The 13,220-nt window shown below is 56.4% G+C and carries 15 protein-coding genes and 1 tRNA gene; all 16 read right to left on the minus strand.

Features of this window, described 5'->3' with window-relative positions; genetic code table 11:
* Nucleotide 1: 1 nt before the first annotated feature.
* Nucleotides 2-1,279: an acetate kinase gene (locus tag OR1_RS00065; protein WP_041969197.1), complete on the minus strand. Its 1,278-nt coding sequence runs from the start codon at nt 1,277-1,279 to the stop codon at nt 2-4.
* 58 nt (nt 1,280-1,337) lie between these two features.
* Nucleotides 1,338-2,900 (minus strand): acetyl-CoA hydrolase/transferase C-terminal domain-containing protein, encoded by a 1,563-nt coding sequence (locus OR1_RS00070; RefSeq protein ID WP_041969198.1) that lies wholly within the window; start codon nt 2,898-2,900, stop codon nt 1,338-1,340.
* A gap of 147 nt (nt 2,901-3,047) precedes the next feature.
* Complete coding sequence (locus OR1_RS00075; RefSeq protein WP_041969200.1) at nt 3,048-3,404, minus strand: DUF1904 family protein; 357 nt, start codon at nt 3,402-3,404, stop codon at nt 3,048-3,050.
* Nucleotides 3,392-3,700: a hypothetical protein gene (locus tag OR1_RS00080; RefSeq protein ID WP_152609763.1), complete on the minus strand. Its 309-nt coding sequence runs from the start codon at nt 3,698-3,700 to the stop codon at nt 3,392-3,394. Before OR1_RS00080 ends, OR1_RS00075 begins: the two co-directional genes overlap by 13 nt.
* Complete coding sequence (locus OR1_RS00085) at nt 3,697-4,158, minus strand: MarR family winged helix-turn-helix transcriptional regulator (protein ID WP_041969204.1); 462 nt, start codon at nt 4,156-4,158, stop codon at nt 3,697-3,699. Before OR1_RS00085 ends, OR1_RS00080 begins: the two co-directional genes overlap by 4 nt.
* A gap of 217 nt (nt 4,159-4,375) precedes the next feature.
* Nucleotides 4,376-4,452 (minus strand) — tRNA-Met (locus OR1_RS00090).
* Between the two features lie 71 nt (nt 4,453-4,523).
* Nucleotides 4,524-4,973, minus strand: coding sequence for an SPOR domain-containing protein (locus tag OR1_RS00095; protein ID WP_052440157.1), 450 nt, complete (start codon nt 4,971-4,973; stop codon nt 4,524-4,526).
* Nucleotides 4,970-5,275 (minus strand): hypothetical protein, encoded by a 306-nt coding sequence (locus tag OR1_RS00100; RefSeq protein WP_041969205.1) that lies wholly within the window; start codon nt 5,273-5,275, stop codon nt 4,970-4,972. The genes OR1_RS00095 and OR1_RS00100 overlap by 4 nt, the downstream gene beginning before the upstream one ends.
* Before the next feature lie 12 nt (nt 5,276-5,287).
* On the minus strand, nt 5,288-6,970 hold the full coding sequence (argS, locus tag OR1_RS00105) for an arginine--tRNA ligase (protein WP_041969206.1): 1,683 nt from the start codon (nt 6,968-6,970) through the stop codon (nt 5,288-5,290).
* The gene (locus OR1_RS22430; protein WP_193377077.1) at nt 6,967-7,143 is read right to left on the minus strand and encodes a hypothetical protein; all 177 of its coding nucleotides are present in this window, start codon (nt 7,141-7,143) and stop codon (nt 6,967-6,969) included. The genes argS and OR1_RS22430 overlap by 4 nt, the downstream gene beginning before the upstream one ends.
* 17 nt (nt 7,144-7,160) lie before the next feature.
* Nucleotides 7,161-7,454: a septum formation initiator family protein gene (locus OR1_RS00110; protein WP_041969207.1), complete on the minus strand. Its 294-nt coding sequence runs from the start codon at nt 7,452-7,454 to the stop codon at nt 7,161-7,163.
* Between the two features lie 8 nt (nt 7,455-7,462).
* Nucleotides 7,463-8,407, minus strand: coding sequence for a UDP-glucuronic acid decarboxylase family protein (locus tag OR1_RS00115; RefSeq protein WP_041969209.1), 945 nt, complete (start codon nt 8,405-8,407; stop codon nt 7,463-7,465).
* 3 nt (nt 8,408-8,410) lie between these two features.
* A complete protein-coding gene (locus OR1_RS00120; protein WP_041969210.1) occupies nt 8,411-9,769 on the minus strand; it encodes a UDP-glucose/GDP-mannose dehydrogenase family protein in 1,359 nt (452 codons plus the stop codon).
* Nucleotides 9,770-9,836: 67 nt separating this feature from the next.
* Nucleotides 9,837-10,655 carry a 16S rRNA (adenine(1518)-N(6)/adenine(1519)-N(6))-dimethyltransferase RsmA gene (rsmA, locus tag OR1_RS00125; protein WP_041969211.1) on the minus strand — a complete coding sequence of 273 codons (819 nt, stop codon included), beginning with the start codon at nt 10,653-10,655 and terminating at the stop codon, nt 9,837-9,839.
* Entirely contained in the window at nt 10,655-11,686 is a 1,032-nt protein-coding gene (gene tsaD / locus OR1_RS00130; protein ID WP_041969212.1) for a tRNA (adenosine(37)-N6)-threonylcarbamoyltransferase complex transferase subunit TsaD, read from the minus strand. Before tsaD ends, rsmA begins: the two co-directional genes overlap by 1 nt.
* A 194-nt stretch (nt 11,687-11,880) precedes the next feature.
* Nucleotides 11,881-13,197 carry a PhoH family protein gene (locus OR1_RS00135; protein WP_041969214.1) on the minus strand — a complete coding sequence of 439 codons (1,317 nt, stop codon included), beginning with the start codon at nt 13,195-13,197 and terminating at the stop codon, nt 11,881-11,883.
* Nucleotides 13,198-13,220: the final 23 nt, after the last annotated feature.

A 13,220-nucleotide genomic window follows, 5' to 3' on the forward strand; every position in this document is an offset into this window, starting at 1 on the left:
GCTATCCCAGAGAAGCCGCTGGAACAAAGTCCGCGGCTGCAAAGGAATATTCGTCGTGCTGATGGCCACGGTAGACTCCGGCATGAATTGCGGCCACATCCTCGGCAATGACAAGTTCCTCATTGGTTGGCATGACAAAGAGCCTGACCAGAGAGCCTGCAGCGGTAATGTCCACCTCTTCCTGCTCCGACCGGATTGCGCGATTGCGGTCACTGTCAATCCGTATGCCGAAGCAGTCAAGTCCACTCAGCACCAGCTCCCGTAAAAGCCATTCCAATGTACCGGTCCCTGAGGTGAAAACGATTGCATCCAGAGGGCCGATAATCGCCAGGCATGAGCCGATATATTTTTTGAGACGGTAGGCTTCTATCTCAAGAGCCAATGCGCAACGGAAATCCCCATCCAAAGCCGCCTGCAAAAACTGCTGCCGCTCCAGGTGTTGTCCGGTAATACCCCACATACCGCTTTTATGGTTGAGGGTCTGTTCCAATTCCTGTGCTGAAAGACCCATCTCCTGCATGATAAAGGCATGAATGCCGGGATCGATGTCACCGCAGCGCGTTTTCATTACCGCCCCCTCCAGCGGAGTCATTCCCATGCTGGTGTCGATGGACAGGCCATTTTTGATGGCACAGATCGATACCCCCCGGTCAAGGTGAATCGTGATCAGGTTGCAGGCATCAATCGGTTTGTTCAGCCGTATGGCCCCCCGCCGCGAAAGGTAGAGGTGAGATGGTCCGTGGAAACCATAGCGGCGGACCCCATACTGTTCGTACCATTCATAGGGGAGCGGATAGAGGTAGGCATGCTCAGGTATTGAGAGGTGGAAGGCGGTATCAAAGACCGCCACATGTGGAATAGCGGGCAGATGTGTCATCGCCGCTTCAATCCCCGCGATGTTGGGTGCCGAGTGCAGCGGCGCCAGATGATGAAATTCCCGGATGGAGTCGAGGACATGGCCGTCAATCCGCACTGAATGGCGGAACTCGTAGCCGCCATGCGCTACCCGGTGACCGACGGCTGATATTTCCGTAGAATCTGCCATGACACCATGCTGCGGATCAGTCAGGGCAGTGATGATCAGGGCTACAGCGCTCCGGTGATCGTTGTGATCCGTCTCCAGGCAGTACGGTTCCCGTCCCGGAACATCCTGTCGGATAAAAGAACTGCCGAGACCTACCCGTTCAATGGTTCCGGAAGCAAGCAGTGCCCAGCCATCCCTGGAATAGAGGTGGTATTTGATTTCATGGCTCCAGCAGGTTAAGGTAAGGATTTTCATAGATGCTCTGAGGGTTAAGCCCCTCCGGACAACAGGAGGGGCTTAGTTCTGCGATCCGTTACAGATCCCAATTGTCTATTTTCATGGTACCGTTTTTCGCCAGGTTCACTTGCAGCTTGAATACCCGGTCGAGCAGTTGCGGCTCATGACCCGCCTTCCTGGCCAGACAGTCGTTTGTAGCCACGTCCAGGTACTCCTGCAGGATCGGTCGGTAGTCGGGATGGGCACACTTGTCGATAATGAGCTGGGCACGGCTCTTGGGATCAAGTCCACGCAGGTCCGCAAGCCCCTGCTCGGTAACAAGCACGTCAAGGTCATGTTCGGTATGGTCAACATGCGGAACATGCGGCACCACACAGGTGATCCCGGTCGGATCGGTTTTGGATGGCCGGGCCGACGGCGTATGCATGATGGAAAGATAGGCGTTGCGGAGAAAATCCCCGGAACCACCGATGCCGTTGATCATCCGGGTACCTCCTACCAGGGTGGAGTTGGCATGGGCATAAATATCGAACTCAACCGGGGTGTTCATGGCGATGCAGCCGAGACGGCGGATCGGCTCGGGGTGATTGGCGATGGAGAGCGGCCGCATGATCACCTTCTTGCTGTACTTTTCCCAGTTGGCGTAAAAGCGTTTAAAGCCTTCAACGGAAAACGAAAGCGAGACCGTGGAAGCAAAGTCGAGTTTGCCGGAATCGATAAAATCGAGCATGGTGTCCTGCAGAACCTCGGTCCAGACATTCAGGCCGCTGAACGGACCTTTGGCCAGGCCGCCGATAACTGCGTTGGCAATAGAACCGACGCCGGACTGCAAAGGGAGCAGGTTCTTGGGCAACCGGCCGTTCTTAACTTCAAACTGGAAGAAATCAAGGATGTTGTTGGCGATGGCATCAGATGTCTCGTCAGATTCGCTGAAGGAGCGGCCGTTGTCCGGCAGGGTCGATTCGATAATGGCGACAATCTTGTCGGTATCAATGCGGACGTAGGGGGAACCGGCCCGATCGTCAACCCGGCTGATCAGATAAGGGAGGCGCCGGGGCGGATTGATCGGTTCGATGATATCGTGCAGACCCTCGTAGTTGGGGAGCGAGGTGTTCAGCTCGATGATGATCTTGTCGGCTATCTGGACGATTTCCGGAACTGCACCGCAGGAGGCGGTCAGTACCAGGCTGCCGTCCTCCATGATGGCTGAACATTCAATGATGGCGATATCAAGGCGCCCGCCGTTGTCCTTGGTGTAAAAACCGTACCCCAGATCCTGGGCAAACATGGAGAGATGCCGATCTCCCATGCGAATGCGGCCTGAATTGATGCCGGCCTGAATGTTCTTGCCGGTCTGGTACGGCCAGCGACGGTTGATCATGTCGAGCGAGGCCCAGCGGTCTTCGGTTTCAACGCCGACAGACGCGCCGATGAACAGGTTGAATCTCAGCTTTCCCTGCAGGCTGTTTTTCTCTACATGATCCGCCAGGGCAATGGGTACCACTTTCGGATAGCCGGCAGGCGTAAATCCCGACCATCCGAGATTCATCCCGTTTTCAAACATGGGGATGACGTCGTCAACTTTCCTGATTTTTGCGTGCAGACTGGTCCTTTTGATTCTTTGATGAAGTACAGACACGTTTGTTCCTTTCTGATTTCTTATTTTTCCTGCCCCCGGCAGGTTGACGACGATGGAGGGAGCTGAACAGGAACAGCGCCATCATCACCCCCAAAGAAGCAGACGCTGATGATGCAGACGGTCGGGAGAAGGCGGCCTGCAGAGGTTTTATCCGCTTTCACGCGGCAGATAGTCCGGTAACCAGCTGATATTTTGTAACGGCACCCCTTCCTTGTAGTAGAGCGCAGGAGAAAGCAGCACGAAAAAGATATGGACATCGCGACAACCATAATGGCTGAGCAGGTCATACAGAGTTGCCGCAATAGCGTCATGCTTTTCCTGCGACCGCGGAAACATGAAGATCTCCAGCGAACGGGGCGTTGCCGTTATCGGTGTGATGGTGAGCAGCTCGACCTTGACGATTTCCGGCGGTACAGCTGCGACACGGGAGAATTCCTCCACTAGCGCTGGGAGCGACCTCCTCAGCCCCTCCTCATTGAACCCCTTGAATCTTAAATAGGGCACGGGCTCTTTCCCCTCACCGCAAACGACATGGCCGCCGGAGAGGGCTGCGTGTCGCGCATGGCGTAAAACAGTGGCCGAACCGCTGGGTCATGAACACCATGCTGCCGTTCCGTTGCCCGGCAGAGCATAAGCGACACATCTTCGAGCACCGACAGGATCTCCTCAGGCCGCTGAAGAGCCGCGGAAAGCTTAGGTGATACGGCTACGGCCAGGGCGGCAATGGTGCCACGGACGGCAAATATGATGTGAGGCCATTCGCGTTGTACAAGCAGGCTCAGGTTGTTGCGCTTCATCATTTACCCTGCTTGCACATGTCGCTCACGGCAGATTCGAGGCGCTGAATCAAGCCGGTTAGCAGGAGAATTTCTTCGTCATTGATCGAACTGAACAGCCTTTCTTCCAAATCGGCTACCGTCTGCCGGATCCGAACCACCAGCTGAAGACCGCTTGGTGTGATACGGAGGAGTTTTGCCCGACGGTCTCTGACATCCTCAGTCCGCTCGATAAAACCCTTGATAACCAGTGTATCGATGAGGCGCACCAATGACGGCCCTTCTATACCAAGGGATGCCGCCAGGTCCTTTTGACGCACATTTTCGCCGAGAACATGCAGGTGCAGGAGAGGACGCCATGTGGCATCGGTAAGACCCGACGATTGAAACTCGGCATCGAGAACCTTGCGCCAGCGGCGGGTCAGATAGCCAAGACGAAAGAACAGGTTGCCGCGATTGACTTTTGTTTTGTAAATGTTCATACAAATTAGTTAGCATGCTAACTATTATTATGCAATACATTTTCTATGGTGTTGTTTTGGATTATTGACTTACGAGAGCCACTCTTAAGGGGATGTGCAGGTATTCAAACATTGCAGCAAATGCTGGAGAGCGGGATTTTCAATAAATGCATGACACTTTAGGGTACAATTTGGCACAAAAAAGGGACCTGCATGATTGCAGATCCCTTTTGGAAATTGGTTGCGGGGATAGGATTTGAACCTATGACCTTCGGGTTATGAGCCCGACGAGCTACCAGACTGCTCCACCCCGCGTCACGAATTATGGTTTATAGCACGGCGGTTCCTGCAGAGTCAATGAAAATAATCCCTGAAGTGAAAATAAATCACTCGGGAACGGCAATCGCTCCGGAACCGAGCTTTGCGGCAAGCTCCTGCGCGTCGCGCTGGGACATGTTATGTCCGGCCCTGACGCGGTAGACAATCCCTTTCTCCGGGATATTCACCACTATGAGCATTGCATTCAACCCCTTTGCCGCCAGCTTTTTCCGGAGCGATTCCGCTTCGGTCTTGTCCTTTACCGATGCAACCTGGACGCTGAACCTCTTGCCGCTCTCCTTGGCCGACTGAGGGGGCGCAGGTTTCTCCGGTGACGTAGCAGCTGACGGCTTTTCTGCCGGGGCAGCGGAAGCAGCGGGCTTTGCCGGTGCCTGAGCTGCGGGAGAAGCCGGCTTTACCGCCGGTGCCGGCGAAGCCTGAGGAGCTGCGGGCGGCTTTACCGCTGCCGGTTGCTGCTGATGCTCGGGTAGATTGGCATTGATCCCGCTGCCGATCACCCCTTTCCCCCCTTCGGCAGGGTTTCATAGAAGGTAAGAGGCGTTTGCTGCCCCTTGGGTTGTGCCGGAAGCGGCGGCAGCTGACCTGCAGGCGCCTGCTGTGACGGTGCAGTGTTGACCGCAGCCTGCTGAACGGCAGCGGTTTTCTTCATCTTGAACCAGCAGGCTGACCAGCCGCCGATAAAGCCTGCGGCAAATATTATGATAACTACAACCACGACCGCCAGCAGATACTTTCCTATCGGTTGGCGACGCGGCTTGTTCTTGCTTGCGAAACTCCGTTCACGATAATCAATTGCCATCAGTTGCCATCCTCACATACGCTCAGGTGCGGAAACTCCCAGCAGCGACAGGGCATTACGGATGGTTCTGGCGATACATTTGAGGAGGAAAAGCCTTGCTGTGGTCAATTCAACGTCTTCGGTCACTACGCGGTTGCGATTGTAATAGCTGTGAAACTCTCCGGCCAGTTCCTGCAGGTAATAGACGATCCGGTGCGGTTCGAACGCCGCGGCGCTACCAGCCACCACCTCTGGGAAAGAGAGTAGGGTCCTGATGATCGCCGATTCTTCATCACTGTCCAGGAGTTCCAGCCTGCACTTTGCAAAATCCGGAACGACCCCGTTCTTTGTCGCTGTTTCAAAGATGCTGCAGATCCGTGCATGGGCATACTGGACGTAATAGACCGGGTTGTCGAGCGACTGCTGCTTGGCCAGATCGATGTCGAACACCAATTGGGAATCGGGCTTGCGCATGACAAAGAAAAACCTGGTGGCGTCCCGGCCCACTTCGTCGATCAGGTCGCGCAGGGTCACGTAACTGCCGGCCCGCTTGGAGATCTTGACCTCTTCTCCACCTCTCATGACCGTTACCATCTGGTGCAGGACATATTCAGGCCACCCTTTGGGTATCCCGGCTTCCAGTGCCTGCAGTCCGGCCCTTACCCTGGTAATAGTGCTGTGATGGTCTGCCCCCTGCTCATTGATCACCCTGCTAAACCCGCGCTCCCATTTGGCAAGATGATACGCAACATCCGGAACGAAATAGGTATAACTGCCGTCCGACTTGCGCATGACCCGGTCCTTGTCGTCGCCGAAATCGGTGGTCCGGAGCCAGAGAGCGCCATCCTTGTCGTAGGTATGCCCTTTTTCCATGATCCGCTTGACCGCGGCATCGACACGGCCATCGTTATAGAGGCTCGATTCGAGGTAATAGACATCGAAGCCGACATCAAAAGCGGTGAGGTCCTGGTCCTGCTCCCGCCGCAGGTATGCAACCGCAAAACGACGGATCGCGTCCAGGTCGTTCGGGTCACCGACGGCAGTAACATGCTGATCGCCGGCATCCACTGTCTCGCAAGAGAGATACGCATTTGCCACGTCTTTGATATATTCGCCCTGATAGCCGTCAGCTGGCCAGCGAGGGTCGCCCGGCTCAATGCCGAGGCAGCGCGCCTGAACGGATAGGGCCAGATTTGCGATCTGCGCGCCGGCATCATTGTAGTAAAATTCTCGGGTCACATCCCAGCCGCTGGCTTCGAGCAGCCGGCAGATGGTGTCGCCGATCGCAGCGCCGCGGCCATGGCCGATATGCAAAGGACCGGTCGGGTTGGCGCTGACGAACTCCACCTGCAGCTTCTGCCCGGCACCGGCAGAGCTTCTGCCAAACCTCTCACCACTGGCTTCTATCTCCAGCAACGCCTGCTGCCATGCCTGTCTGGCAATGAAAAAGTTGATAAATCCCGGCCCCGCTATATCCACACGGCTGATCAGATCGGTCCTGGCTCGCAACTTTGCGGCCAGAATTTCCGCAATGGCCCGGGGAGCCTTTCTTTCCGGCTTAGCGAGCAGCATGGCGAGATTGGATGCAAAATCGCCATGTTCGGGCTGAGCCGGCCTTTCAATGACAAATGCCGGATCTTCAACGGAAGAGATGCTCCCGTCTGCCCTGCAGTCCGCAAGTGCTGCCCGGACAATTTCAACAATACGCTGCTTCATTCACCCTTCCCTTCACTCTTTTCAGATTTGTCGTCAGTCTCCGTCTCCTTGATGGAAACGTCCCGTGAAAAATCCGGGCAGCGGGCGCCGCCATCCGGAACGGAAAACTTCTTGGCACAGGTTGCCCGCCAGGCACATACGACACAATGCTGTCTCTTGCCATCCGTAGTCATGGTATTCTTTCCTTTGTTCAGCGTTTCCGTGCCGAAGTCACGGCAGAAAACTGATAGACCGTCTCGTTGGGCCTCACCAGCCCGAAATCCTTGCGCGCTATGCTTTCCAGGTACCGGCGATCGCTCTTCAGCGCTTCGATCTCCCGCTTCAGGTTCTCGTTTTCAACCTTCAATGCCTCGCTGCGCCGGGACATCTCCTGCTTTTCCCGGTTCAGTTCATAAATCCGCAACAAACCACGTTCCCCGAAGACGGTGAAAAATAGCAGAAACAGAATGACCGCGGCCGGTATCAGATATAGCCGACTGCGCATAAGGACCTCTATTTACAGCAATTGCCGTTAATTATTGAGGCAAAGTAATCGATGGTCTGCTTGAGCCCGTCTTCCACAGCAACCCGCGGCTCCCAGTCCAGTTTCGTCTTGGCAAGGTCGATGTTCGGCTGGCGCTGCTTGGGATCGTCTGCAGGGAGAGGCTTGAAAACAATCTTGGACTTGGAGCCGGTAAGGGCGATGATCCGCTCCGCAAACTCCAGGATGGTGGTTTCAGCAGGGTTGCCGAGGTTTACCGGCCCAATGAATCCGGGGCAATTCATCATCCGGATCATGCCGTCCACCAGGTCCGAGACATAACAGAACGAACGGGTCTGCTTTCCCTTGCCATAGACGGTGATATCCTCCCCTTTCAGGGCCTGGAGAACGAAGTTGGACACAACCCGGCCGTCGTTTTCCGCCATTCGGGGGCCGTAGGTGTTGAAGATCCTGATTATCCGCACATCCACGCCATTCTGACGGTGGTAGTCCATCATCAGGGTTTCGGCGACCCGTTTCCCTTCGTCGTAACAGCTCCGGACCCCGATCGGATTGACGTTCCCCCAGTAATCCTCGGTCTGCGGGTGGATCTTCGGGTCGCCGTAAATCTCGGAGGTCGATGCCTGAAGGATTCTCGCCCGGACGCGTTTGGCAAGCCCCAGCATGTTGATTGACCCCATGACGCTGGTCTTGACGGTCTTGACCGGATTGTACTGGTAGTGAATCGGCGACGCCGGACAGGCAAGGTTGTAGATCTGATCGACCTCAAGCAGGATCGGCTCCACGATATCGTGGCGGATCAGTTCGAACCTGTGATTATCCAGCAATGGTTCGATGTTTCTCTTGTTGCCGGTAAAGAAATTGTCGAGGCAGATGACGTCGTGTCCCTCGCCCACAAGCCGCTCGCACAGGTGCGAACCGATAAAGCCGGCGCCTCCGGTTACCAGAATTCGCATCTGCTATTTACCCCCTGAAGAAATGCCAGACCCGTTGCGCCCGAGCGGCATGTACCGGAAACCTGCCACTCGCATCCGGTCCGGCTTGTAAAGATTGCGGCCATCAATGATCAGCGGGTCTTTCAGCTCGGACATGATCCGCTCGAAATCAGGGTTGCGGTACTCGTTCCAGTCGGTAATTATCACCAGGGCATCGGCCCCGGTAAGGATCTCGTACTGGTTGTGGCTGTATGTTATGCGATCCCCCAGCACCTTCCGCGCCTCTTTCATCGCCTCGGGATCGTGGGCGCGGACCTGGGCGCCGTTGGCCAGCAGCTCCTCGATGATGGTCAGAGACGGGGCCTCCCGCATGTCGTCGGTCCTGGGCTTGAACGATAAGCCCCAGCAGGCGATGGTCCTGCCGGCAAGAGGCTTGACCGCGGCCGGGTCGCCGAGCAGATGCAGCACCTTTCTGGCCAGCACCTGCTTCTGCAGCTCGTTGACCTCTTCAACCGACTTCAGGAGCAGCATCTCATAGCCGCATTCATCGGCGGTCCTGATCAGGGCCTTGACATCTTTCGGGAAGCACGACCCGCCGTATCCGGGGCCCGGGAAAAGGAAATCGAAGCCGATGCGGGAATCCGAGCCGATACCTTCGCGAACCGCGGCCACATCGGCGTTCATAAGTTCGCAGAGACCGGCGATCTGGTTCATGAACGATATCCGGGTCGCCAGCATGGCGTTGGCCGCATACTTGGTCATCTCGGCGCTGCGGATATCCATGACGATCATCCTGTTATGCTTGCGCATGAACGGTTCGTACAGCTCCTTCATGATCTCGGCGGTCCTGACATTGTCCGTGCCGATGACCACCCGGTCAGGTTTCATGAAGTCGTCGATCGCAGCCCCTTCCTTGAGGAACTCGGGGTTCGAGACGACATCGAATTCATAGGCAACCTTTCTCTGATCCAGCTCCTCCTGAACAGCTGCCCTGACCTTATCGGCAGTACCGACCGGGACAGTCGATTTATCGACAATGATCTTATAACCCTGCATATGTTGACCGATGCTTCTGCCGACAGCCAGGACATATTGCAGGTCTGCCGAACCGTCCTCCCCCGGAGGGGTTCCGACCGCGATGAAATTGATCAGCGATCCCTTGACCGCCGCTTCCACGTCGGTAGTGAACGACAGACGCCCCTCTGCCTGGTTGCGGAGCACCAGCTCCTTCAATCCGGGCTCGTAGATCGGGATAATTCCCTGCTTGAGCCCTTCGATCTTCGCCTGGTCAACATCAACAGTAATGACGCTGTTACCGCTCTCGGCAAAACATGCCGCCGCCACCAGTCCAACATATCCGGCACCAAAAACGCAAATTTTCATTGCACCCTCCCGGGAGTCAAATCAAACGGATTTTATAACACAACCGACCAAAACAGAGCCACATTTTTCAACCGGTCCTGCCCATATATATACTTTCGGCAAGCAAGGCAAACTCTTTAAGAGTCAGGGTTTCACCCCGCCGTGACGGTTCAATTCCGCATCCGGTCAATATGTCTCGCAACCGGTCGTCCGAAGGGGCAAACCCGCCACCTTTCAAACAGTTCCAGAGGGTCTTGCGGCGTTGGGCAAAGGCAGACTTGACCAGCTGGCGGAACAGCTGTTCGTCGCTGACCGGGAAGCGCGGTTCCGGCAGCGGCTCAAATGAAAGGACAATGGAGTCAACCTTAGGCACCGGATAGAAGGCGCCTGGTTTCACGATAAATTCTTTCCGGATATCGAAATAGATCTGAAACAGGACCGAGAGGATGCCGTAATCCTTGGTGCCTGGGCCGGCCACCAGCCTCTCACCGACCTCCCGCTGCAGCATCAGCACCAGCCTGCGGAACAGTTTCCGGTGGTCCAGGAACTTGAACATTACCTGGGAAGATATGTTGTATGGGAGGTTCGCCGCCACCTTCCATCGGTCGCCGTCGCGCCCCTGCAGCAGTTCGTCCAGGTCCAGCCGGAGGATATCCGCCTGCACCACCTCGACCTTCTCCGTTCCGGAAAACTCTTCCGAGAGCAGAGCGACCAGCTGGCGATCCAGTTCGATCGCCAGGACCGCGGCTGCGGATTCGGCCAGAATCCGGGTCAACGCCCCACGACCGGGGCCGACCTCCAGGATCCGGTCGCCGGGGGCAATCGCCACCGCCGCGACTATCCGGTCAAGAATGCCCCTGTCAGTCAGAAAATTCTGGCCAAGCGCCTTTTTGGGGCGGGGGAGCATCAGGCACGCTCCGCAAATCTGGCCTTGATCCGGTCAAGCGGCCACGACGGCAATGCGTCGAAACCATTGATGGTCGCAACCCGCTCCGAAAGGTAATACTCTCCCGGCACGGCTACCATGGCGGCATTGTCGGCGCAAAGCGCCGGAGCCGGGATATACAGTTCCACGCCTCTGCTTGCTGCAAGAACGGAGATTTCGCGCCGCAGGCCGCTGTTGCACGCGACCCCTCCGGCAACCACCAGCCTGCGTATACCGGTCCGTTCCAGGGCCATCGCGGTTTTAAAAGCCAGCACCTCGCAGACTGCGGACTGGAAAGAGGCGCAGAGATCCTGCAGCGGCTGTCCGGATTTCCCATCCGGATTTTTCTGCACCCAGTTCAGGACCGCGGTTTTCAACCCGCTGAAACTGAAATTGCAGCTCCCGTCATGCAGCAGCGGCCGAGGCAGCTTGACCCCCTTCGGATCGCCGCTGGCGGCAAGCCTGTCGATCAGCGCCCCACCCGGATAGGTCAGGCCGACAATCTTGGCCACCTTGTCGAACGCCTCGCCGGCGGCATCGTCAATGGTCTGGCCGAGTATCGAATACCGCCCCACCCCCTCCACCCGGTAGAGATGGGTATGCCCTCCGGAGACGACCAGAGCCAGGTACGGGAATTCGATCTCCTGCTCCAGGAACGCGGCCAGGAGATGCGCCTCGATATGATTGACCCCGGTCACCGGGATCGACATTGCAGCCCCAATCCCTCTTGCCGCCGCAATCCCCACCAGGAGCGCACCTACAAGCCCCGGGCCCTGGGTAACGGCAACACCGTTGATTTCACTTAAAGACACCCCGGAAGCGCTCAAAGCCTCCTCAACCACAGGCACAATACTCTCCAGGTGCCTGCGGGAGGCGATCTCCGGCACCACGCCGCCATACTCCGCATGGATCGCCACCTGGGAAGCCACGATGCTGGAAAGGACAGTACGACCGTCCCGCACCACCGCAGCAGCTGTTTCGTCACAAGATGTCTCTATCGCCAGAACAAGCATACAATTTGTAACCTTCAGAAAAAGATCGGGGCGTTCGACACGCCCCTATACAGAGTCCATTTATGATTTATCCTGAAGGAACGCGATTTTTGTTCGAGATCAAGGCTGTCGAGCGACCCTGCGGAGACGTAGCAGCGCTACGTCGCACAAAGGGGCGTTAAGACTTACGCCGATATCGGACAAAAGGCGCGTTCCTAAAGAAGGTTGGCGGCAAGTTCGGCCAGCGCCGACCTCTCCCCCTTCGTCATAGTAATATGACCGGAAATATCCTCCTGCTTGAACCGCTCCACCACGTAGGTAAGTCCGTTGCTCGAGGCATCCACGTACGGGTTGTCGATCTGGTAAGGATCGCCGGTCAGAACGATCTTGGTCCCTTCCCCGGCCCTGGTGATGATGGTCTTGATCTCGTGCGGGGTCAGGTTCTGGGCCTCGTCCACGATCATGTACTGGTTCGGTATCGACCGGCCCCGGATATAGGTCAGAGGCTCGATATCCAGGATCCCCATTGCCATCAGCTCCTTGTAACCCTTGCTGTGGCGCTTTTCCGCCTCATGGCCGGAAAGCAGGAGTTCGACGTTGTCAAAGATCGGCTGCATCCAGGGGGTCAGTTTCTCTTCGATGTCGCCGGGGAGAAAACCGAGGTCCTTCCCCATCGGGAATACCGGCCTGGACACCAGCAGGCGGTTGTAGACATTCTCCTCGGCAACCTTGTGCAGCCCTGCGGCGATGGCAAGAAGCGTTTTCCCGGTGCCGGCCTTTCCAACCAGGGTGACCAGCTTGATGTTGTCGTCCAGGAGCGCATCGAGGGCAAAGGACTGTTCGCGATTCCGGGGATGAATGCTCCAGACCCCTTCCTTCCCGGTCTTTTTCAACGGCACCAGACGGTTCTGGGGATGATCGTAACGGCAGATCGCACTATGCGAAGGGTTAATCTGGTCCTTGAGGGTGATAAACTCGTTGGGATAAAAATCACCCGCCACCTCGGTAAAACCCTGGCCATGCACCCGATCGATCACAACCGGCTCCACCTCCATTTCGGCATATCCGGGGTACAGTTCCTGGATATCAACCTTGTCCGATTCATAATCCTCGGCAACCAGGCCCAGGGCATCGGCCTTTATCCTCAGGTTGGTATCCTTTGTCACCAGTATTACCGGGTTCTTGGGGTCCCGGTCCAGAAGATCGACCGCCACAGCCAGGATCCGGTTGTCGCCCCGGTCAACGCGTAGTTCCGGCGGCAGGCGCTTCAGGACCTTTTCCTCGTAAATTTCCACCCGGACAGTACCGCCGGTTTCCAGCCTGATCCCCTTGGTGAGCGATCCGTCCTTGCGTAACTGGTCAACCAAGCGCGAGATGTGCCTGGCGTTCCGGCCGGTCTCGTTCATATCCTTCTTGAACCTGTCGATCTCCTCGATTACAGTGATCGGGATAATGATGTTATTGTCCTCGAATTTATAGAGCGCATGCGGATCGTAAAGAAGGACGTTGGTATCCAGAATAAAAGTCTTCATTGAAACCTTTCCGTAAGCCGTTG

Origin of the sequence: Geobacter sp. OR-1 (genome assembly GCF_000813145.1) — a bacterium.
GTDB lineage: Bacteria > Desulfobacterota > Desulfuromonadia > Geobacterales > DSM-12255 > Geoanaerobacter.

What these genes read in the sequence shown, in the direction of transcription:
- tsaD (WP_041969212.1), bottom strand. Translation starts at nt 11,686, where the DNA reads ATGCTTGTTCTGGCGATAGAGACATCTTGTGACGAAACAGCTGCTGCG.
- OR1_RS00100 (WP_041969205.1), bottom strand. Translation starts at nt 5,275, where the DNA reads ATGGCAATTGATTATCGTGAACGGAGTTTCGCAAGCAAGAACAAGCCG.
- OR1_RS00065 (WP_041969197.1), bottom strand. Translation starts at nt 1,279, where the DNA reads ATGAAAATCCTTACCTTAACCTGCTGGAGCCATGAAATCAAATACCAC.
- OR1_RS22430 (WP_193377077.1), bottom strand. Translation starts at nt 7,143, where the DNA reads ATGACTACGGATGGCAAGAGACAGCATTGTGTCGTATGTGCCTGGCGG.
- argS (WP_041969206.1), bottom strand. Translation starts at nt 6,970, where the DNA reads ATGAAGCAGCGTATTGTTGAAATTGTCCGGGCAGCACTTGCGGACTGC.
- OR1_RS00115 (WP_041969209.1), bottom strand. Translation starts at nt 8,407, where the DNA reads ATGCGAATTCTGGTAACCGGAGGCGCCGGCTTTATCGGTTCGCACCTG.
- OR1_RS00135 (WP_041969214.1), bottom strand. Translation starts at nt 13,197, where the DNA reads ATGAAGACTTTTATTCTGGATACCAACGTCCTTCTTTACGATCCGCAT.
- rsmA (WP_041969211.1), bottom strand. Translation starts at nt 10,655, where the DNA reads ATGCTCCCCCGCCCCAAAAAGGCGCTTGGCCAGAATTTTCTGACTGAC.
- OR1_RS00085 (WP_041969204.1), bottom strand. Translation starts at nt 4,158, where the DNA reads ATGAACATTTACAAAACAAAAGTCAATCGCGGCAACCTGTTCTTTCGT.
- OR1_RS00080 (WP_152609763.1), bottom strand. Translation starts at nt 3,700, where the DNA reads ATGATGAAGCGCAACAACCTGAGCCTGCTTGTACAACGCGAATGGCCT.
- OR1_RS00120 (WP_041969210.1), bottom strand. Translation starts at nt 9,769, where the DNA reads ATGAAAATTTGCGTTTTTGGTGCCGGATATGTTGGACTGGTGGCGGCG.
- OR1_RS00110 (WP_041969207.1), bottom strand. Translation starts at nt 7,454, where the DNA reads ATGCGCAGTCGGCTATATCTGATACCGGCCGCGGTCATTCTGTTTCTG.